Origin of the sequence: Gemmatimonas groenlandica (assembly GCF_013004105.1) — a bacterium.
Lineage (GTDB): Bacteria > Gemmatimonadota > Gemmatimonadetes > Gemmatimonadales > Gemmatimonadaceae > Gemmatimonas > Gemmatimonas groenlandica.
The window spans coordinates 744,873-765,253 of the sequence record NZ_CP053085.1; the positions used below are offsets into that span (position 1 = coordinate 744,873).

A 20,381-nucleotide genomic window follows, 5' to 3' on the forward strand; every position below is an offset into this window, starting at 1 on the left:
CGAGCATCTCGTGAAACGACCGTCTGAAGTCGGGCAGGAGCCCGCGCGTATTCGCGTGCTGATCGCCGACGATCACGCGCTCGTACGCGAAGGTTTGCGCTACGTGCTCGATGCGGATCCGGGCATCGAAGTGGTGGCGGAGGCCGCGAACGGCCGCATCGCTGTGGAAATGGCGCTGCAGTTCGCACCGGATGTCGTCGTGCTCGACATCACGATGCCCGAAGAGACCGGACTGCATGCTGCCGCGCGCCTTCGCGAGGCGTTGCCCTCGGCGCGCATCCTCATGTTGAGCATGCACGACCAAACGGAGTACGTGCGCGAAGGGATGCGCATCGGTACGCACGGCTATCTGCTGAAAGACTCGGCCGGCGAGGAATTGCGGGCAGCGATTCACGCGGTGCATGCTGGTGGTACGTTCTTCAGTCCCGCCGTCGTGAAACGACTCACCGCGAGCGAAGCGGCACCGGTGTCGGCGCCGCAGGTGCAGCTCGAGCAGCTCACACCGCGCGAACGCGATGTGCTGAGCGGCGTGGCCCGTGGACTGACCAACAAGGCGATCGCGGCGGAGCTGGGTATCAGTCGACGAACGGTGGAGGCGCATCGCGAGAGTCTGATGCGGAAGCTCGAGATTCACAGCGTCGCGGGGCTCACGCGATTCGCGCTTGAAGCGGGGTTGGTCGCCGACGCGTGACATCCCCGTGTCCCGCCGGTGATCGTTCCGTCGGCGCGCCGTCACGCGCGATGACGAATCTATTTGTCCATGAGCCCATGGCTGATTCGACTCGATGCGCGTGACCGCGCCTTGTTCGCCCGCCTCGCCCTGAGGTCCACCACCGCGCGTTCGCGCCGGCGCTTCTGGACCTCCCTCACCCACCTTGGCGGCGCCCGCGCCAGCATCGGTCTCGCCCTCACGCAGTCGCTGCTTCCCGATGGCTCGTTCGCGCTCAGCTGGCGCACGTTGTGTCTGCTCGGGCTGTCGCATCTGGTGGTGCAGCTGATCAAGCGGTCGGTGGGTCGGCCGCGGCCATCGGCCGGTGAATCGTCGGGAGCGTTGGTGCTCGTCCCCGATCGGTTCTCCTTCCCGTCGGGGCACGCCTGCGCGGCGATGGCCCTCGCGCTCGGCGTCGCAAGCGCGGTACCGGCGCTCACCGTGCCGCTCCTCATCGCGGCGCTGCTGGTCGGTTTCTCCCGCGTCATGCTGGGTGTGCACTACCCCGGCGATGTGCTCATGGGGCAGGCGATCGCGCTGATATCGGCGTACCCGATACTGGGGTAGGGAGCGGGCAGGAGAACCGCGAACTGCGAACTCCCTAGGGAGCAGGAGGGAGGGTCTCAGGAAGGAGGGAGCAGGAACGACGCGATGTTTCCCTGCCTCCCCCCCCTGATACCCTCCCTCCTGCTCCCTAAGGAGTTTGCATTCTGGCGTTCGCCGCGTAGTCGGTGTGCGACACGTCACACCCCGCCGTGACAGCCTCTCAGATGGGTCGTCACCCCTGTGAACACCCCACCTTCGCCCCGATCTCCTGACATGTTTCTCCCGGAGCTGCTCGCCGGCAGCCTCACGACGACCCGCGTGACCCCGAATGGTGCGGCCCATCGGCTGCGGCTTCTGAGCTGCCGTTTGGAGCGCGGGCCGGTCGCAACGTCACGCGTGTCGGTGGAGTTCGAGGGACCGGCCGAGTCACAGCGGATCGTGAGTCGTCAGGAAGGGTCGGCGTGTCCGGGAGGTGATCTGCGCCTCGCGGCGCTCGCGACCCTGCATGCCATCACGCAGGCCACGGGCGGTGCGCTGACCTTCGAGTTGATCGGCGTGAAGCCAGTACGTGCGTTCGACACGACCGTGATGATGGTGGCCGTTTTCGCTCAGCATGACGGAGTTGTGACGCGTATCGTTGGAGCAGCGATCGTCGAGGACGATCAATTGGTGGCCACGGCGCGTGCTGCGCTGCATGCTGCCAACCGGCTGTCTTCGCCCCTGCTCGATCAGTTGTCGTCCGTCGCCTGAAGTCAGCGGGCTGAAGGAACGTCACACGGGGCGAGGGGTCCGACCGGCCACCCCTTCGATCCGGTTCTCGTTAGGTTCCCCGCGTGAAACTTCCCTTCCATTTCGCACCGGTCCTGCTGTTACTCGCGACCGGAGCGTGCGGCCGTGCAGGATCGGTCGCTCCCGTCACCACGCCGACACCCGTCGCCGCCAAGTCCGCGCCAGTCGCTGCGACGGTCACGGCACCCACGGCGAAGGCGGATCGCGCCACGACGGATGAAGTCGTCAGCGCGGTGGTGGCGGTGTTCGGCGACAGCGCCGTACTCCATCCCGCCGACTCGGCCAGCATCGCTGACGACCCGATCTGGGACATCAACGTCCGCTCGTACGAAACGCACGATCGGGTCGAGCACTATGTCGGGCTCTTCTCGAACAGCGCGAAGGAGCGGTTTCTTGCGCGTCTCTCACGCGGCACGCGCTACGAGCCGATGATACGGGCAAAGCTTCGGGCGAGTGGTATGCCGGAAGACCTGACCTACCTCGCACTGATCGAAAGCGGCTACGACCCGCATGCCTACTCGCGCGCGGCGGCGGTGGGCATGTGGCAGTTCATGAGCGGCACCGCCCGTGGCGTGGGCATGCGCGTGGATTGGTGGATGGACGAGCGTCGTGACCCGGCGCGCTCGACCGATGGGGCGATCCGCTTCTTGCGCGACCTGCAGAAGCAGTTTGGCTCACTGTATCTGGCGGCGGCGGCGTACAACGGCGGCCCCGGTCGTGTTGCGCGTGGTCTCACGCGATTCGCCAGCGAGATGGATGGCGCCGAAGGCGAGGATCGTTTCTTTGCGCTTGCCGAGCAGGACTATCTGCGAGCCGAAACCAAGAATTACGTGCCGCAAATCATCGCGGCGGCGCTCGTGGCCAAGATGCCGGCCCGCTATGGGCTGGTGATCGACTCCTTGCCGCTGTACGGGTACGATTCCGTGTTGGTCACCCCGGGCACCAGCCTCGCGCACATCGCGGCGGCCAGCGGCGCGACGAAGGCGGAAGTGCGCGACCTGAACCCGGCGGTCCTGCGGGGTATTACTCCGCCCGACGCGAGTATCTGGGCGCGCGTGCCGGTTGGACTGGCGGATCGCACGCGCCTGGCGCTCGACAGCATTCCCGAAGAGGATCGCCGAGGCTTCCGGATGGCCTCGGTGAGTGGCAGCACCGGCACGCCGGCCGGTTTCGCCGACGCGCATGGCGTGACGGTCAAGCAGCTTCGCTGGTTCAATCCGACGATCAAGACGACCAAGAAGGGGCGCCTGGTCGCCGGTCAGTCGCTACGGATTCCGAGCGACCTGGCGATCGATTTCGCGCGGGAGATCCCCGATCCCGGCATCGAGCGGTACGGCGGCTCGTCGCCGACCACGCTGACCTCCCGCGGCATTCACGTGGTGAAGCGGGGGGAGTCGCTCGGGGCGATTGCCAAGCGCTACGGCACCACGGTGCCCCGGCTGAAATCGCTGAACGGCATCAAAGGCTCTCGCGTAATCGCCGGCCAGACGCTGCGCGTGCGCAGCGGCACCTCGACGGCGTCGAGCACGTCGTCGTCGGCGAAGAAGTCCGCCGCCAAAAAGGCGAGTGCCAAGAAGGCGAGTGCCAAGAAGGCGACGGTGAAGAAGTCCGGCGCCAAGAAGTCGACGGCGAAGAAGAAGCCCGTCGCCAAAAAGAAGACGGCGTCCTCCAAGAAGAAGACGCCGCCGAGAAAGTAGGTCTCCCTACTCCGTACTCCCTACTTCGCCGTCAGTCCAAATACCCACGGCCGCGGTAGCCCTTCGTGATGATGCTCTCGTAGCCGTTGGCGGGGCTCATGCCCATGCTCAGCGACCGCTGCACCGCCACCGGACCGCGGTTGTAGACCAACAGGGCCAGCTTGAGATCGCCCTTATAGTCGCGAATGAGGCCACGGAGGTATTTGAAGCCGATCCTGAGGTTCACATCGGGGTCGAGCAACTGTTCCCGGGTGACGTTGGGCTCGAACTCGCGGGCCGTACCGAGCATGAGCTGCGTGAGTCCCAACGCGCCGGCGGAGCTGACGGCCCGCGTGTCGAAGACACTTTCCACGCGCACCAGTCGGAAGCCCAACTCCGGTTCGATGCCGGCCGTCGTGGCGGCATCATAGATCCGGCGGGCAAGTTCCGGTTTGATGCGGTACTTGGCGCTGTATGTATAGATGCGATGCAAGCGACTGAGCGACTCGCGACGCTCGCCTTCCTTTGCATCGTGCCCGAAAGGGAGCGTCGGGGCTGCGGAAACGGCCTTCGAGCGCTTGAGCACCTCACCCGCCGGACGCCAGAGCGGCTGGATCGGCAGGCTGGCGGCCTTGGAAGCGGCCGGTGCGGTTGCCGTCATCCCGTTGAAGGCAATCGCCGGAGCCACCGCAGGCGAGGGGGCGTCGGGAGTCACGATCACGGCGAGCGTAAACACCACCGCTGCCGCTGAGAACACACTCGTCAAACGACGCTTTGCATGACGACGATGCATCCGTCGTCTGCGAGCCACCGCGTCGCGGCTCGGTACTTTATCGGTCGAATCGGTAGAATCGGTCATGACACCTCTCGATCAGCAGGACACTCACGGATCTCGGGTGAAATCCCCCTTCGTGCCGCCGCGCTTTTCGCGCAGCACGATCTCGGAGATCACCATTGTCCGGTCGATTGCCTTCGCCATGTCGTAAATCGTCAACAACGACACGGAGACTGCAGTCAACGCTTCCATCTCCACCCCGGTCTGAGCGGTGGTCCTGACGAATCCCTCGACCCGAAGGCCCGGTAGGGACTCATCAACGTTAACCCGGACATCGATCCCCGACAAAGGGAGCGGGTGGCAGAGCGGGATGAGGTCGGCCGTCCGCTTCGCAGCCTGAATGCCGGCGAGCCGCGCAACCGGAATCACATCGCCTTTCTTTAATGTGTTGTCACGTATTGCTTTAAGCGTGCTCACCTCCATTCGAATCGAGCCGCTGGCGAGGGCCGAACGGACCGAAATCGGCTTCTCCGCCACATCCACCATGGTGAAATTTCCTGCCGCATCCAGGTGCGAAAACTCGCGCGCGGGCACTTCCGGCTTGTCTGGACTCACGGGCGGAGGGTCCGGTGGAGGGAGGAGAGCAACGAGGCACCAAGCAGTTGCGGGCTCACATTGCCCTGTGCCTTGGCCTTCGCGAATTCAACAATGACCACCGCCGACGCGGTGCGTCGCGCGTCCGCCTCACGTCCGACATCGACCAACTGTTTGGCGCGTGCATGCAACAGATGCGTCAACGCCTCAAGGGTATCGGTGAATGCACCGCGCGCACCGGCTACGCCCTGACGCGCCGCGGCTTTGATGCGTTCGGCCGTGCCGTCCGGTGTGGACGGTTGCAACGCGGCGTCGAGAATACGCCGCGCCGCCGTGAACGCCGCCGCCATCGATTCGCCAGCGAACAACTCGCCGGGTGCGCCATTCATCCGCGCCAGCGCTTCGTCGCGTGGAACGCGCGCGAGCTTGCGCACCACCACCGCGTCGTCGAGAAACGCGTCGATGTCAGCGCGGCTGAGGGTGGGCACGCGTATCGCGACCACGCGCGACTTGATGGTGGGAAGCAGATTGCCCGGCTCGCTGGTGGTCAGAATGATCGTCGTGCCCGGCGGCGGCTCCTCGAGCAGCTTGAGAAAGGCGTTAGCCGCCTGATCGGCGCCTTCCTGCGACACCATGCGCTCGGCGTCGCCGACCACGAACACCGCCCGGCGCGCCATCGCCGGGCGTAGCGACGCCTGATGCACCAGCGCGCGCACGGTGGCGACATAGAGCCCCTCCGTACCGATCGAGGGCGCCCACAGCCCCTCCGCCTCCATGCGCTCGGCGATGGCCTCGCTGTAGTCCGCCTTCACGTCATCCGGCGACGCGTCGCCATCCTTGAGACGCGGACGCGGAAAGAACCAGTGCAGGTCGGGGTGCATGCCGCGCACGGTGTATCGGCAGTGCTGGCAGTCGCCGCACGGTTCGTCGAGGCGTTCCGACAGCGCCCGCTCGCAGAGCAGGTATTGTCCGAGCCAAAGTCCGAGGCGCTGCTTGCCGACACCGCGGCGACCTTGCAGCATGATGCTGGCCGGCAGCCGGTCATCGGCGGCCGCCGCCGTGAGCCGATGCCGCAGGGCGGCATGTCCGTAGAGCGGGCGAAGCGACATGCGCGCAATATGCAGGGATCACGGTCCTCCCCGTCAGTCCGCCTTCATGACTCCGATGACTCAGTTTTCTGGTCGCAGCACCCGCCTCGTCGCCGTCGGGCTCGCGGTGGTCGCAGCGTCGGCACCGCTGGCCGCCCAACAGCGCGCCCGCGCCATCGGGTTGGCTCCCGGGGTCTTCGCGCCCGGTCCCAACAACGCCATCACCGATGTGGCCGGCGTGCGCGTCGGCCATGAGACGGTGACGCTCGGCGACTCCGTTCGAACGGGAGTTACCGCCATCATTCCACACGGGGGCGATCTCTATCGCGATCGCGTACCCGCGGCCCTGCATGTGGGCAATGGCTTCGGCAAGCTGCTCGGCGTCACCCAACTGCGGGAGTTGGGTGAGCTCGAGACTCCGGTGTTGCTCACGTGCACGCTGTGCATCTGGCAAGCGGGTGACGCGCTCGCCCAGTACATGCTGGCGAAGCCGGAGAACGCGAATGTGCGGTCGATCAACCCCGTCGTGGGTGAAACGAACGATGGGCAGCTCAATGCCACTCGGGCGCGGCCGGGTATAGCCGCGGCCGTGAACCGCGCACTGGCGAATGCCGACAGCGGACGGGTTGCGGAAGGCAGCGTCGGCGCCGGGCATGGTACCGTGATGTTCGGCTGGAAGGGCGGCATCGGCACGTCGTCGCGGAAGCTGCCCGCTTCCCTGGGCGGCTACACCGTTGGCGTGATCGTGCAGGGCAACTACGGCGGTGTGCTACAGATGGCCGGCGTGCCGGTTGGGCAGCTGTTGGGTCGTTACGCATTCCAGCGTGATGTGGAACGGGCGGCGGGCACTCCGCCGGGGGCGGGCGGCTTCGGCGACGCGGGCGCCGAGCAGGGTGACGGGTCGTGCATGATCGTGATCGCCACTGACGCGCCGGTGCTCTCCCGCAACCTCGAGCGGATGGGGGCCCGGGCGGTCATGGGGCTCGCGCGCACCGGCTCCAGTGCGTCGAACGGCTCCGGCGACTACGTGATTGCCTTCTCGACGTCGCCGCGCGTGCGTCGTTCGCCCGATGCGACGCTGTCCACGAACGACGAACTGGGGAACGAAGCCATGTCGGCGCTGTTTCAAGCGGTGACGGAAGCGACGGAGGAAGCGTTGTACGACGCGCTGCTGATGGCGACCCCGGTCTCGACGCGGGCCGGACGCGTGAACCCATTGCCACGCGATTCCGTGCGCGTGCTGCTGCAAGCCCGCGGTATTCGCGCCCCTCGATAACGGACACGATCATGGATTCGGCCTCTCTCCGCATGACCACGGCTGACCGTAGCCGTGTCGACTCGCGCTCGACGACACGCGCACTCCCGTGGCAGCTGGCGGCGGTGGTGTTTGCAGCCACCAGTGTGATCGTGGGTCTCATCTGGGATATCTCGTGGCACATGACGATCGGCCGCGACACGTTCTGGACGCCGGCCCATCTGGCGATCTACACCGGCGGGGCGGTCGCCGGGCTGGCCTGCGGCTTCGAAGTCTTGCGTCGCTCATTCTTCACGAAAGGCGCGCCCGACGACGGGGTCACCGTGTGGCGCCTGTTCAACGGGCCGCTGGGTGGATGGCTCTGTATCTGGGGGGCGGTCGCGATGCTGACGTCGGCGCCGTTCGATGACTGGTGGCACGCCGCCTACGGACTCGACGTCAAGATCATCAGCCCGCCGCATGCCCTGCTGGCGTTGGGCTTCATCACGATTCTCGGCGGCGCGCTGATCATGGCGGTGGCGGAGCAGGGACGCGAAGCAGATCGGAGCGCCGATCGCGCCGCGGAGGCATCGGGAGTGGCGCCGTACATCGTGGCCTACACGGGTGGACTGGTGCTCGCGATGCTGTCGATCTTCACGACCGAGTATCACGATCGCGAAGCGATGCACCTTGGCAGCTTCTACGTGGTCTCGGCCCTCGTGTTTCCGTTCGCACTCGTGGCGGCTGCGCGCAGTACGCGGCTTCGATTCGGCGCGACGGCCACGGCGCTCGTCTACACGCTCGTCATGTGTGCGCAGGCCTGGGTCCTGCCATTGTTCGAGGGATCTCCCAAGCTCGGACCGATCCGCACCGCCGTCACCCATATGGTGTCGTTGGACTTCCCGCTGCTGCTGTTGCTCCCGGCCATCGGTATCGACCTGCTCATGCCGCGTCTTCGTGAACGTCATGCGTGGGTGCAGGCCGCCGCGTTGGGTGTGCTGTTCCTGGCGGTGCATGCGGTGACGCAGTGGCCGTTCGCGAACTTTCTCGTGAGCGATGCGTCGCGGAACTGGTTCTTCAACACCGACAATATTCCCTACATGATGCCGCCGGACTGGCTGCGCCCCATGCGCCAGTTCGCCATCGAGCCGATCTCGCGCACGGTGAGCGCATTCGGGTTGGCGTGCCTGATTGCGGTGTTGTCGGCGCGTGTCGGACTCGGCTGGGGCGACTGGCTACGCTCGGTGCGCCGGTGACGCGCGTTCGTTCGGTGCGCACCATCGCGCGGTTGTCGCGAATGGGTGCTCGGCTCACGCTGCTCAGCAGCGCGCTGTTGGCGTTCGTGCTCCTGTCGGCGCATGTGGGCACCAATCAGGTCGTGTTCGAAGGACAGGCCGGCGGCTATCCCGTACGCGTGCTGATCAATCCGCCCGGAGTGGTCCCGGCTCAGGTGCCCATTGCGGTGCGTGTGCTGAGCGGAACGCCTTCGCGCGTCACAGTGCGTGCGGCGCAATGGAACGTGGGCACGAAAGGCGCGCCACCGGCGGAAGACGCCGCGATCGTGCCCGGCGATCCCGGTGTGTGGGCGCACGACCTGTGGATCATGACGGCCAGCATCTACGCGGTGTACGTCGCCGTCGAGGGTCCGGCGGGCAACGGAACGGTGGTGGTGCCGATGCAAACGAGCGCCACGCGAACGCTTGGAATGGAGCGCGGCATGGCGGCCGTCCTGATCGCGCTCGGCACGCTACTGGTGGCGGGCATGCTCACCATCATCGGCGCCGCCGTGCGCGAAGGGCCGGTGGCCCCGGGGCAATTGCCTCCCCCCGCGAGGGTGCGCGGTGCGCGCATCGCGATTGGGGCCGGTGCGGCGCTGCTTGCGCTCGCGCTGTTCGGGGGATCGAAGTGGTGGGATGTGGAAGAACGTGCGTACGAGCGTCGCATGCTGAAGCCGATCGCGATGCAGGCGTCGGTTCGACTGGTGGACGCAGAGCGTGTGCTGACCATGGCGATTACCGATTCCCTGTGGCTCACCAATCGATTCGCCCCGGTGATGCCCGACCACGGCAAATTGATGCACCTGTTTCTCATCCGCGCCGACGGCGCGGAGGGAACGAGCGTCCTCGCGCACTTACATCCATTGCGCGTGCATGCGGATACGTTCGTGACACGCATCCCCCCGATGACTGCTGGACGATACCTGCTGTTCGGTGACCTGCTGCTGCAGAACGGCGCACAACGCACGTTGGTAGATACGATCGACCTGCCGGTCGCACCCGTCGTACCCGGCGAGGATGGCGCTGTTGCTACCGTCGTGAGCTCAGCGGTAGTTCCCTCGCTCGACACCGATGACGCGTGGAGCGCGGTGACGCCCGTGCCGCTCGGCGTCGCCTATCGCCTCGCGAGTGGCGGAACGATGGTGCTTACTGCGGACGCGAGGGTCGACGCGGAGCGCGATCTCCGGCTGGTCGCCACGGTCACGAATGCCGACGGGTCGCTGTCGACGCTTGCGCCGTACATGGGTATGGGTGGACACGCTATGGTACTGCGCCGAGACGCCGGCGTATTCATGCATCTGCACCCGATGGGAACGGCCAGCATGACCGCGCAGGCGCAGCTCATGCGCCGAGAGCGCGGCGATACCGCGTTGCTCGATTCCGCACAGCTCTCCGCCGCCATAGCGACGGCGGAGATGGCGACGGCGGAGATGGCGACGGCGGAAATGGCATCAGGTGGATCGCACGCCGCGCACGCGGCAGGACCGAGTGCGCTCGCGTTCCCCTTTGCGTTCCCGACGGCAGGTGCCTACCGCGTGTTCGTGCAGGTGCGGCGCAACGACGCGATAGAAACAGCCGCGTTCGACGTCTCGGTAGGAGAGCCGGTACGACCTTTCACGCGTTAGTGCGGTCGTGCTATCGCGCCACGATGTCGGCCAGCACCGCACCAGCCGTGGCGCGCCCTCCGGCACCCGGTCCCTGAAACACGAGTGATCCGGCCGTTTCGCTCTCCACCACGATGCGATTGAACGGGCCCGACACTCGCGCCCACGGATCGTCGCTGGTGATGCGCGTGGGAAAAATGCGTGCGACGAGTTCGTCGCCTTCTCGCGTGCAACTGGCGATGAGTTTCACGCGATCGCCTTCGAGAGCCACGCGTGTGGCCCACGCGGCGGTCTCGGCGTCGATGCCGCGCCGCGTGACCTTGAGTGTGGCGGGATCGACGCCGAAACACATCCAGGCGAGAATGCGCAGCTTGTCTTCGGCGTCTTGACCGGAAAGGTCGCGCGTCGGATCCGCCTCAGCGTAGCCCAGTCGCTGCGCCGTGGCGACCGCTTCGGCCAACGAGGCACCTTCGGCAACCTTCTCGAGCACGTAGTTGCTCGTGCCGTTCAGGATGCCGCTCACCTTGGTGATGCCCACACCGGCGGCGCCACTGCGAACGCACCGCACGATGGGAATCGCACCGCACACCGCACCTTCGAAGTCGAGACGCGTGTCGGTGATGCGCGCGAGGGCGGCGAGTGACGAGCCGCGCTCACCGAGCAAGGCCTTGTTCGCCGTTACTACGCGGATGCCTCGACGAAGCGCTGTCTCCACCAAGGTCCGCGCTGTCGTCGTGCCACCGATCGCTTCCACCAGTACATCGATATCGTCGCTGAGCAACAGCGTAGGGTCGGTGATGCAGGCATCCGGTGCGGCGATGCCCCGCGCAATCGCCTGCGCGAGGGCGGGGCGCGGACGTTCGGCATCGCGCACCAACACGCGATCGACGCGAATGGGCTGCGCGTCGCCAGGTTGCTGCGCCCGTTCACCGAACAGGTCAAGCAAGCTGCCGCCGACATGGCCGCAGCCGGCGAGTGCCACGCGCAGCGGACGTACGCGCGGTGTCACCGACGTGACAATCGGCGTCGTCGTCGCCGCCGCGCGGGCCGGCGCTGATGCGTTGCGTAGTTCAGACTCGGCGATCGCCTTGGCGATGACCGCAGAGACCCGATCCACTTCGAGCAGAAACGCATCATGCCCATGAATGGAGGGCAGCTCCACGTACGTGGCTTTCGCCGCGGTCGTCCATTCACGTACACTCTCGGCGGGATAGAGCAGGTCCCCGGGAATGCCAACGCCGATCAGGCGGTCGCCGACAACCGAGAGGGCGGCCGAGAGTCCACCGCGATTGCGGCCCACGTCATGCTCGTCCATCGCATCGATCAGCGCGCCGTAACTCGTGGCATCGAAGCGCGAGACGAGTTTGTCACCGTGTACTTCAAGCCAGTCGCGCACCTGAAAGGTGTCGTGCTCGCTGCGCGACCGGCCGAAACGACGTTCGAGTCCCTCGGGTGTGCGATAGCTGAGCATGCCGACCATGCGCGCCAAAGCGAGTCCTTCACGCACGCCGCCCAGCGCGATCGCGCGCCGCATGATCGCGTTCCAGGCGATGCCTTGTGCCGTTTGCGCGGCGGGCGCTGCCAGCACGACCGCCGACCGGACGCGGTCAGGGAAGCTCGCGGCAAACTCGAGCGCCACCATGCCGCCGAGCGATCCGCCGCACACCAGCAACGGCGCGGTGATGCCGAGGCTGTCGAGCAAGCGCGCCAGCACGGTGGCCTGATCGCGCGTGCTGAACGGTGGTAACGCGTCCGGATTGTCATCGGTCGGCCCTGTGGTGCCGTCGCAGCCCCCGAGGAGGTTCGCGCAGAGCACAGCGTGCTTGGTGGGGTCAATCGCGGCATTCGCGCCGATCACGCCCTTCCACCAGTCGCTGGCGTGCGTGGTGCCGGTGAGTGCGTGCACGACGAGCACCACGTTGTCGCGCGCTGCGTCGAGCGTACCCTCGAGCCGATACCGCACATCAACGCGGTCCAGCCGGTCGCCGCGCTCGAGCGCGACGTCGTGAAACGTGATCGTCTCATCGCGAATCGGCCACGCTGAGGTGCCGCTCTTCGCTGTGCCGACTGTGGCACGCGAGGGAATCGACGATCGCGGAACGCGCACGGCGGCGCGTCCGACCAGGAGACTCGAGGGCAGGGTGCTCATGCGGCGTGCTCGCTCCGCTGCGGGCCAGCAGTAGTGGTCCGACCAGCGTCGGCCGCGACGGCAGCTGCCAGCGCGCGATCGAGATCGGCAATGAGGTCGTCGGCATCTTCGAGGCCGATCGACAATCGTACGAGATCGGGCGTCACTCCGGCGGCGCGCCGTTCCGTCTCGCCAAGCTGCTCGTGCGTGGTCGTCCACGGATGGATCACGAGGCTCTTCGCATCACCGACGTTGGCCAGCAGCGAGAACAGCTTGGCCTCCACGATGAAGCGTCGCGCCGCGGCTTCGCCGCCGCGCACACCGAAGGTGAGCACTCCACCGAAGCCACCCTTGAGATGCGCCACCGCCTGCGTGTGTGTGGGATGCGAGGCGAGTCCCGGATAGCGCACCCACGACACCGAGGGATGCGACTGCAGAAATTCGGCGACCTTGAGTGCATTGGCGCTGTGCTGACGGATGCGCAGCGGAAGCGTTTCGAGTCCCTGCAGGAACAGGAAGGCGTTGAACGGCGACAGCGCCGCGCCGATGTCGCGCAGCAGCAGTACCCGCAGGCGCACGGCGAACGCGATGTTCGCGCCGTTCACATTGCCGAAGGCCTCGGAGAAGCGAAGGCCGTGGTACGCCGGCTCGGGATCGTTGAAGAATTTCCGAAACCGTGCGGTGGCGCCCCAGTCGAAGCGGCCGCTGTCGACGATCACGCCGCCGATCGACGTGCCATGTCCGCCGATCCACTTCGTCGCGCTGTGCAGCACGATGTCGGCACCATGATCGATTGGACGCGTGATGATCGGCGCGAACGTATTGTCCACCACCAGCGGTACGTTGTACTCGTGCACCAGCTTGGCCAACGCGGTGAGATCGGGCACGTCGAGCGCCGGGTTGCCCACGGTTTCCACGTACACGGCCTTGGTGTTTTCGTCGATCGCCGCGGCAACGGCCTTGTGATCGTGAATGTCCACGAAGCGCGTGCGAATGCCGAGGCGAGGGAGCGTATGGGTGAGCAGGCTGACGGTACCGCCATACAACGACTGTGACGCCACGATGTTGTCGCCGGCCTCGGCGAGGTTCAGCAGCGCCAGCGTCTGTGCGGCCTGGCCGCTCGCGACGGCTACCGCCGCCACGCCACCCTCGAGCGCGGCAATGCGCTGCTCGAACACGTCGGTGGTCGGATTGTTGATGCGCGTGTAGATGTTGCCGAAGGCGCGGAGACCGAACAGATCGGCGGCGTGTTCGGGGCTGTCGAACACGAAGGAACTCGTTTGATAGATCGGCACGGCGCGGGCGCCGGTGGCACCGTCGGGCTTTTCCTGGCCCACGTGCAGGGCGAGCGTGTCGACGGCCTGCTGACGGGGTGCAGAAGTGGTGGAATCGGACATCGTGGCACTCTCCAAATTGGGTGAGTGCCGCCCAACAACACGAACGCGCCCGGGCGGATAGATGGCCGCCGGGCGCTATCGCAGTTTAGCTCCTTGTTTTACGTGGCGGCAATCGGCGGCAAATCACCACGGAAGCGACACCGGCGAATGCCGATGGCCCTTCACCTTCAGTTTTTCTGTTCGAATCTCGAGGATCGACTGCCTGAAACGACTGACGGCCATCGCCGATTTCTCGTCGAAGGCCGTCAGGACCTCGACTTAGACGGATAGTCAGTGCCACAGGCACTGAGTGCGCGGCCCGTCAAATCGGGGAAACCGCCGCGCACACGTCAGTATCGTCCGATTCCGCGAAATCTGCAACCCCCTGCGCGCCGCAATGCTTCAGGTCGGCTCGACGCCGGCAATGACGCGGAAGGTGTCGCGAGCGATCAACAGCTCTTCGTCGGTGGGCACCACCCACGCCGCGAGCGGGGACTCGTCGGTCGAGAAACGTCCCTCGCGACCATGTGTGAGCGCCTCGTTCGCCGTCGGGTCGACGTGCAGTCCGGCCCACTGCAGGCCGTCGCAGATCTGTCGGCGGATCTCGGGCGAGTTCTCTCCGACGCCGCCGGCAAACACGATGGCGTCGGCGCCCCCCATCGCGGCGAGATACGAGCCCACATACTTTCGCGCGCGATAGCAAAAAATGTCGATGGCCAGCTTCGCGCGACGATCCTGATGCTCGTCCGCTTCGGCGAGCAGATCGCGCATATCGTTGGTGAGGCCGGAAATGCCGAGCAGTCCCGACTGGTTGTTCAGCAGCGCTTCGACCTGCGGCAGCGTGAGCCCTTCTTTCGCCGCGATGTAGTCCAGCAGTGCGGCGTCGATGTCACCGGAGCGTGTGCCCATCACGAGTCCTTCCAGCGGCGTAAAGCCCATGCTCGTGTCGATCGATGCGCCGCCCTTGATCGCGCAGGCTGAGCAGCCGTTGCCAAGATGCAGCGTCACGATGCGCACATCGGCGCGGTCGCGGCCGGTCAGTGTGCGCCAGCGATAGGCGATGGAACGGTGCGACGTGCCATGAAAGCCGTAGCGACGCACTTTGTGCCGACGGTAGAGCGGGTACGGAATCGCGTACAGGTAGGCGTGTTCCGGCAACGTGTGATGAAATGCCGTGTCGAACACCGCTACCTGCGGCACACCGCTGCCGAGCGCCGCACGCGCCGCTTCGATGCCGCGGAGGTTGTGCGGATTGTGCAGCGGCGCGAGTTCGATCGTTTCCTCGATGCCGTGCAATACACTGCTGTCGATCGCGACGCTGCTGCGGAATCGCTCGCCGCCATGGACCACACGATGACCCACCGCGTGCAGTTCGCCGCGGCTGGTGAGGCCGGTACCGCTCTCTTCCGACGTGACGAACCCTACCAGCCAGTCGACTGCCGCGCGCAAATCGCGCAGCGATGCTGTGCGCTTGCGCGAGACACCGTCGGCACCGCGAATCGTGATGATCGACTCGCCGCCTATGCGCTCGATCTGACCGCGGATCAGGCGCTCGTCACGGTCAGTATTGATCCGATCCGCGTCGGTGACGACCACCTGAAATTTCAGGGTCGCCGAGCCCACGTTGAGCACGAGAATGTTCACGGCTGCACGCGTTCGTGGGGAACGGAGATCGGAAGGGCAGGGTGCACTAGAACGGCTTGTACAGCGCCATGTACACCGCCAAGCCGGCCAGCAGCGGGAGCACGAGCAAGAACGGCTTGGCCAGTCCCGGCTTGCGGTACGGCAGCAGTACCACGGCGCTGAGGATCACCCACACGATGATCTTGACCCATAACCATCCCGGAAAATTGGTGCCGTGCATGAATCCGAGTCGGGCCAGCATGCCGAACCCGCCCACAAGGATCAGCAGGGCACCGAGGCCGTGAATCGAACCGATCAACGGGCGCGTGGAACTCGTACCCTTGGAGCCCCCGTTCGCTGCATGCGTCGCCACGCCACCGATGGCGACGAACAGCATGGCGATGCCGATGACGTGCAGAATTTCGTAGAAGTCGCGCGGAAACATGTGGGGGTCAGTTAGTGGAGCGAGCGAGCACGGGCTCGTGCACATCGAAGCTCGCGATCGTTTCCGGCGACAGGCGCCGGTAGCTCTCGAGTACGCGCCCGAGGGCCTGCTGGGCGCTCTCGCCGACCGCTGAGAGATGGCCCATCTTGCGGCCGCCGCGCGCGCCGGCCTTGCCATACAAATGCAAGCGACTGCCGGGTACTTGGAGCGCGTGCGTCGTGTGTGGCGGCTCGTGCTGTAACCAGACTTCGCCCAGCAGGTTCACGATGGCCGACGGGGCATGCACCTCGGTGCTACCCAGCGGCAAATCGCACACGGCGCGGACGAGCTGCTCGAATTGGCTGGTGGCGAGTCCACGCTCACTGTGGTGATACGTGTTGTGTGGACGCGGGGCGAGTTCGTTCACCAGCAGCTCGCCCTCGGTGGTCACGAAGCATTCGACGGCCAGCAGTCCCACGATGCCGATGCGCTCGGTGATCGCTGATGCCAGCGACTGCGCCTTCTCGGACATCTCCGGAGCAATGACGGCTGGGATCACCGCCCAGGTGAGAATGCCGCTCGTGTGGTGATTGCGCGATGGTGGATACACTGCCATCTCGCCGCCCGGTCGGCGCGCGACCATCACCGAGATCTCGTAGTCGATCGACACCATCTTCTCGACGAGACATGTACGACCGCCAAGTGCCTCCCAGGCATCCGCTGCCTGCTCAGGCTCGCGCAAGCGAACCTGACCACGACCGTCGTAGCCACCGTGCGTGGACTTCGCGATGCACGCGCCGTGTTCGCGGACGGCCGCTTCCACGTCCGCTGCCGATGCCGCGGCAACGAACGCACCGAGCGGAAAGCCCTGCGCGTGCAGCCACTCCTTCTGACGGATGCGATCCTGAATGATGTACACCGGCGCTCGCCCCGGTCGAAGCGCGGTGTGTTCGGCGACCGCGTCGAGCACATCCGGATGGATCTGTTCGATTTCCAGCGTGACGACATCGCACGACTTCGCGAGTTCGACGGCCGCCGCGATGTCGTCGAACGGCGCCGTGATGGTGCGAGAGGCCACCGCACGCGCGGCGCAGGCGGCGTCAGGATCGAGCACCTGGATGTCGTATCCCATGGAGCGCGCCGCGAAGGCGGTCATGCGTCCCAACTGTCCGCCACCGAGAAATCCGATCGTGGCGCCCGGAAGAATCGGCGTCACGTGGCGGACGGAATGAAGTCGTTGGGCGCGACCGCGTTGGGGGCGATCGCATTCGGGGCGGCCAGCGGGCGCGCGAGCGCTTCCGTGGCCTTGCTGCTCCGACGGGCGGCGAGCTTGTCACGCAGCGAGGCATCGTCGGCGGCGAGCAACTGCGCGGCGAATAGCGCCGCATTCGACGCGCCTGGCTTCCCGATGGCGAAGGTGGCGACCGGCACACCCGCCGGCATCTGCACGATGCTCAGCAGTGCATCCATGCCGTTCAAGGGTGTCGCGACCACCGGCACGCCGAGGACCGGCACCAGCGTCTTGGCGGCGAGCATCCCCGGAAGGTGGGCCGCGCCACCGGCCCCGGCGATGATCGCCCGCAACCCACGGGGGAATGCCGTTTCGGCGTACTCGAACAGCCAGTCGGGCGTGCGATGCGCTGACACCACGCGCGCCTCGTAGGGGATGCCAAGCTCGGCGAGAATCTCGCAGGCCGGGGCGAGCGTGTCGAAATCGCTCGCGCTACCCATGACCACACCGATCAGTGGCGTGGTCGCGGCAGCGATCGAGCTGTCGGCAGCAGCGGTCACGTGCACTCCGTAAAGGGAATCGGCAGCCCAACGGGGGCCGCTCTGAGGTCCAAAGTTACGCGCGCGCGTGACCGCCTCCAACCCGGCCGGCTCGTTCAACGACTCGGAGTCGTTGAAGCCGCGGCCCGTTCAACGACTCGGAGTCGTTGAATCTCAGGGTGTCCGACTACCGCAGCAGGGCCGCCAGAAATTCGTCGTCTTTGAAAGCTCGGCCGCCCCGCACGGGTCCCATCCGCACGATGACCAGCTCCTGCGACGGAATCAGGTACAGCCGCTGTTTGCCGGCCCCCGCCGCCATGACCAGATCGCGCGGTAGCCAGTCGCTGCCGGCGGCGCGGGAATCGGCATCACTACCGCGGCCGGCGCTGCCGGTGCCACGTCGGGCGGCGGCCCGCTGTTTCAGCCGTTCGATGATCCGGCCACGCGCGGCGCCGCGCGCTCCCGCCCCCGACGCGGTGTCGTCGTCGCCGGCCCCGACACCCGGTGCGCCCATGGCCGGATTGGTCTGAAACGCCGCATCCCGAAGCCACCAGGACATGCCATACGCCGGATTGACGGAACTCGGGCGGAACAGCTGGGAGACCAGCTCGGCTGGCAGAATGCGCGTGGTGCCATGCATGCCGCCCCGTCGGATCATTTCGCCGAACGTGGCCCAGTCAAGTGCCGTCATCGCGGCGCCGCCGGCCAGCTGTGGCTTGCCATCGCCGCACGTCATGCGCCAGTCCACCTTTACGCCCAGCGGCGCCAGGACGCGACGTGCGAGATAGGCCTCGAATGACTCGCGCGGATTCACCCGTTCGATGGCGGCGCCCATCGTGATGAAGGGATACGGACCGTAACGGAACCGGGTGCCCGGTTCGACAAGCGCTTGGGCCGCGACCGCGTCGGCCCACGTACTCCGGGGGCCGCCACAGCCCGTGCCGGGATTACCAGTCTCGATGCCGCTCTCGAGCGAAAGGAGTTGGCGCACCGTCACGCGTGACTTGCGGGCATCGCTTTTCCACTCGGGCAGCAGATCGGCCACGGGCTGATCGAGTCTGACGAGTCCATCCGCGACCGCCGCGATCGTGGCCACGCCAACGAAGCTCTTGCTCCCACTGGCGAGCATCATCGACTTCGATGCACTACCCTCGCCGATGTAGCGCTCGTGAATGATGCGTCCGCGATGCATCACCAGCACCGCCTGTCCCTCCGTGCGCGAGGCATACGCCGCGGCCCGTTCGAACTGCGCGTTTGTCGGCGCCTGTGCCGCCAGCTCGGCCCCTACGGCCTGCGACGAGAGCATCGCCACTGCGATGCAGAGTCCCATGAAGCGTGTCATGCCTGTTAGACGGGACTCCGGTCGTTCGCGTTAAGCGCTCACGTCGGGGACGGGGTGACGTCGGTTTGCGCCGTACTTCGCCAAAAGTACCATTCACGCGCCGCTGTCCAGCCTTCAGCCGCCGCTCGTTCGTCGCCATACCAGCAGTGCGCACTTGCCTGCGTCATTGCGCGAAAGGCGTCGTCGAACTCCGTGAGCAGGTCGCGCGTTTCGGCACTCGCCGGTCGCACGCGTAACCGTAGCGCGATCTCGTGGCGCACGCCCAGGAGCTCATCGGGCAGCTCTGCGCTCCCCGTACGCGCCGCGTCGTCGATGCCGCGCGCCCAGAGGGCCACCAGCGCTGGAACGTTGACCCGGGTCAGATGCACCGGCGTGACGGTGGAGGGGAGAGAGTCGACATCGGAGTAGGATAGCGACCAGCGGTGCTAAATTCCCGCCCATGTCATCGATGCTTCCCCCGCCGCCACACGAAGACAAGGGCGACTTCGGCCTTGGACGTGATCTGTCCAACACGCGCGGCAGTCGACTCCTGAATGCCGACGGCACGTTCAATGTTCGCCGCGAGGGCCTCTCGTGGACGCAAGGCGGTAGCCTGTATCACGATGCCCTGACCGTGACCTGGGGCCGGTTTCTCGGCTGGACAGCGCTGATCTACGTCGGCATCAATCTGCTCTTCGCCGCAGTCTTTCTGCTGCTCGGCAACGACGCCCTCAGCGGTGCGTCGGTCGATCACTCCGGTGGTCTGTTCTGGCGCGCGTTCTTCTTCAGTGTGCAAACCTTCGCGACGATCGGCTACGGGACGATCGTCGCCAATGGCGTAGCTGGCAATCTCGTCGTCACCGCCGAGGCGTTGGTGGGCCTGATGGCGCAAGCCCTGATCACGGGGCTCCTGTTTGCGCGATTCGCACGCCCGACGATGGCGCTGCAGTTCAGCTCTGTCGCCGTGATCGCGCCATTCAACGGCGGGACGGCACTCATGTTTCGCATTGCCAATCGTCGCAGGAACGAACTGATCGAGCTGGAAGCGCAAGTGACGGTGACCTTACGCGACACCGACAGCGATGGCGGTGGCCGTCGCTACTATCCTCTGGCTCTCGACCGCCGTGCCGTGAGCTTCCTGCCGACCACGTGGACGCTGGTCCATCCAATAACCGCCGACAGTCCGCTCTGGGGAATGTCGGCGGGCGATCTGCATGCGCGGGAGGCAGAGATCCTCGTGCTCATGCACGGCACCGACGAGACGTTCGCGACCCGCGTCTCGTCACGACGTTCGTATCGCAGCGACGAGTTGGTGTGGGGCGCCAAGTTTCGCAACATTCTGCAGACGTCACGCGCCGACGGCGGCGTCTCCGTCGATCTGACGCAGATCGATCTGCACGACGCGGTCGACCTTCCGTCGCTGGCCGCGCCGCACGAACGCCCCTGA

At 66.2% G+C, this 20,381-nt stretch carries 19 protein-coding genes and 1 riboswitch; of the genes, 8 read left to right on the forward strand and 11 right to left on the reverse strand.

What is annotated here, in order from left to right:
- Positions 1-10: 10 nt before the first annotated feature.
- From HKW67_RS03060 to HKW67_RS03075, 4 genes are all read left to right on the forward strand, one after another.
- Positions 11-691, forward strand: coding sequence for a response regulator (locus HKW67_RS03060; RefSeq protein ID WP_171223995.1), 681 nt, complete (start codon positions 11-13; stop codon positions 689-691).
- A 69-nt stretch (positions 692-760) separates the two neighbouring features.
- Entirely contained in the window at positions 761-1,276 is a 516-nt protein-coding gene (locus HKW67_RS03065) for a phosphatase PAP2 family protein (RefSeq protein WP_171223996.1), read from the forward strand.
- Between the two features lie 252 nt (positions 1,277-1,528).
- Positions 1,529-2,005, forward strand: coding sequence for a hypothetical protein (locus HKW67_RS03070; protein WP_171223997.1), 477 nt, complete (start codon positions 1,529-1,531; stop codon positions 2,003-2,005).
- An 83-nt stretch (positions 2,006-2,088) separates the two neighbouring features.
- Positions 2,089-3,741, forward strand: coding sequence for a lytic transglycosylase domain-containing protein (locus tag HKW67_RS03075; protein WP_171223998.1), 1,653 nt, complete (start codon positions 2,089-2,091; stop codon positions 3,739-3,741).
- 31 nt (positions 3,742-3,772) lie between these two features.
- On the opposite strand, the gene HKW67_RS03080 is transcribed toward HKW67_RS03075, so the two are convergent.
- The 3 genes from HKW67_RS03080 to HKW67_RS03090 are packed head-to-tail and all read right to left on the reverse strand — an operon-like array spanning position 3,773 to position 6,198.
- The gene (locus HKW67_RS03080) at positions 3,773-4,579 is read right to left on the reverse strand and encodes a lytic transglycosylase domain-containing protein (protein ID WP_171223999.1); all 807 of its coding nucleotides are present in this window, start codon (positions 4,577-4,579) and stop codon (positions 3,773-3,775) included.
- A 24-nt stretch (positions 4,580-4,603) separates the two neighbouring features.
- Positions 4,604-5,089, reverse strand: a complete 486-nt coding sequence (gene moaC, locus HKW67_RS03085; protein WP_269141431.1) for a cyclic pyranopterin monophosphate synthase MoaC — start codon at positions 5,087-5,089, stop codon at positions 4,604-4,606.
- Between the two features lie 17 nt (positions 5,090-5,106).
- Positions 5,107-6,198, reverse strand: coding sequence for a DNA polymerase III subunit delta' (locus HKW67_RS03090; protein ID WP_171224000.1), 1,092 nt, complete (start codon positions 6,196-6,198; stop codon positions 5,107-5,109).
- Positions 6,199-6,253: 55 nt separating this feature from the next.
- Between HKW67_RS03090 and HKW67_RS03095 the strand changes: the two genes are divergently transcribed.
- From HKW67_RS03095 to HKW67_RS03105, 3 genes are read left to right on the forward strand one after another with little or no spacing between them, the layout of a single operon-like run.
- Complete coding sequence (locus tag HKW67_RS03095; RefSeq protein ID WP_171224001.1) at positions 6,254-7,453, forward strand: P1 family peptidase; 1,200 nt, start codon at positions 6,254-6,256, stop codon at positions 7,451-7,453.
- A 32-nt stretch (positions 7,454-7,485) separates the two neighbouring features.
- Complete coding sequence (locus HKW67_RS03100) at positions 7,486-8,667, forward strand: hypothetical protein (protein ID WP_171224002.1); 1,182 nt, start codon at positions 7,486-7,488, stop codon at positions 8,665-8,667.
- Positions 8,664-10,313 carry a hypothetical protein gene (locus tag HKW67_RS03105; protein ID WP_171224003.1) on the forward strand — a complete coding sequence of 550 codons (1,650 nt, stop codon included), beginning with the start codon at positions 8,664-8,666 and terminating at the stop codon, positions 10,311-10,313. The genes HKW67_RS03100 and HKW67_RS03105 overlap by 4 nt, the downstream gene beginning before the upstream one ends.
- A gap of 10 nt (positions 10,314-10,323) precedes the next feature.
- On the opposite strand, the gene HKW67_RS03110 is transcribed toward HKW67_RS03105, so the two are convergent.
- From HKW67_RS03110 to HKW67_RS03145, 8 genes are all read right to left on the reverse strand, one after another.
- On the reverse strand, positions 10,324-12,441 hold the full coding sequence (locus HKW67_RS03110) for a homoserine dehydrogenase (RefSeq protein WP_171224004.1): 2,118 nt from the start codon (positions 12,439-12,441) through the stop codon (positions 10,324-10,326).
- A complete protein-coding gene (locus tag HKW67_RS03115; RefSeq protein ID WP_171224005.1) occupies positions 12,438-13,817 on the reverse strand; it encodes an O-acetylhomoserine aminocarboxypropyltransferase/cysteine synthase family protein in 1,380 nt (459 codons plus the stop codon). The genes HKW67_RS03110 and HKW67_RS03115 overlap by 4 nt, the downstream gene beginning before the upstream one ends.
- A gap of 65 nt (positions 13,818-13,882) precedes the next feature.
- Positions 13,883-13,957, reverse strand: a riboswitch (SAM riboswitch).
- A 241-nt stretch (positions 13,958-14,198) separates the two neighbouring features.
- Positions 14,199-15,440: an acetate/propionate family kinase gene (locus tag HKW67_RS03120; RefSeq protein WP_171224006.1), complete on the reverse strand. Its 1,242-nt coding sequence runs from the start codon at positions 15,438-15,440 to the stop codon at positions 14,199-14,201.
- A gap of 46 nt (positions 15,441-15,486) precedes the next feature.
- Positions 15,487-15,864: a hypothetical protein gene (locus HKW67_RS03125; protein WP_171224007.1), complete on the reverse strand. Its 378-nt coding sequence runs from the start codon at positions 15,862-15,864 to the stop codon at positions 15,487-15,489.
- A 7-nt stretch (positions 15,865-15,871) separates the two neighbouring features.
- Complete coding sequence (gene purK / locus HKW67_RS03130) at positions 15,872-17,059, reverse strand: 5-(carboxyamino)imidazole ribonucleotide synthase (protein ID WP_171224008.1); 1,188 nt, start codon at positions 17,057-17,059, stop codon at positions 15,872-15,874.
- The gene (gene purE / locus HKW67_RS03135; protein WP_171227528.1) at positions 17,056-17,574 is read right to left on the reverse strand and encodes a 5-(carboxyamino)imidazole ribonucleotide mutase; all 519 of its coding nucleotides are present in this window, start codon (positions 17,572-17,574) and stop codon (positions 17,056-17,058) included. The genes purK and purE overlap by 4 nt, the downstream gene beginning before the upstream one ends.
- Before the next feature lie 226 nt (positions 17,575-17,800).
- Complete coding sequence (locus HKW67_RS03140) at positions 17,801-18,955, reverse strand: serine hydrolase domain-containing protein (protein WP_171224009.1); 1,155 nt, start codon at positions 18,953-18,955, stop codon at positions 17,801-17,803.
- A gap of 38 nt (positions 18,956-18,993) precedes the next feature.
- Positions 18,994-19,323 carry a hypothetical protein gene (locus HKW67_RS03145; RefSeq protein ID WP_171224010.1) on the reverse strand — a complete coding sequence of 110 codons (330 nt, stop codon included), beginning with the start codon at positions 19,321-19,323 and terminating at the stop codon, positions 18,994-18,996.
- Positions 19,324-19,394: 71 nt separating this feature from the next.
- Here HKW67_RS03145 and HKW67_RS03150 point away from each other — a divergent pair, with 71 nt between their 5' ends.
- Complete coding sequence (locus tag HKW67_RS03150) at positions 19,395-20,381, forward strand: ion channel (RefSeq protein ID WP_206044589.1); 987 nt, start codon at positions 19,395-19,397, stop codon at positions 20,379-20,381.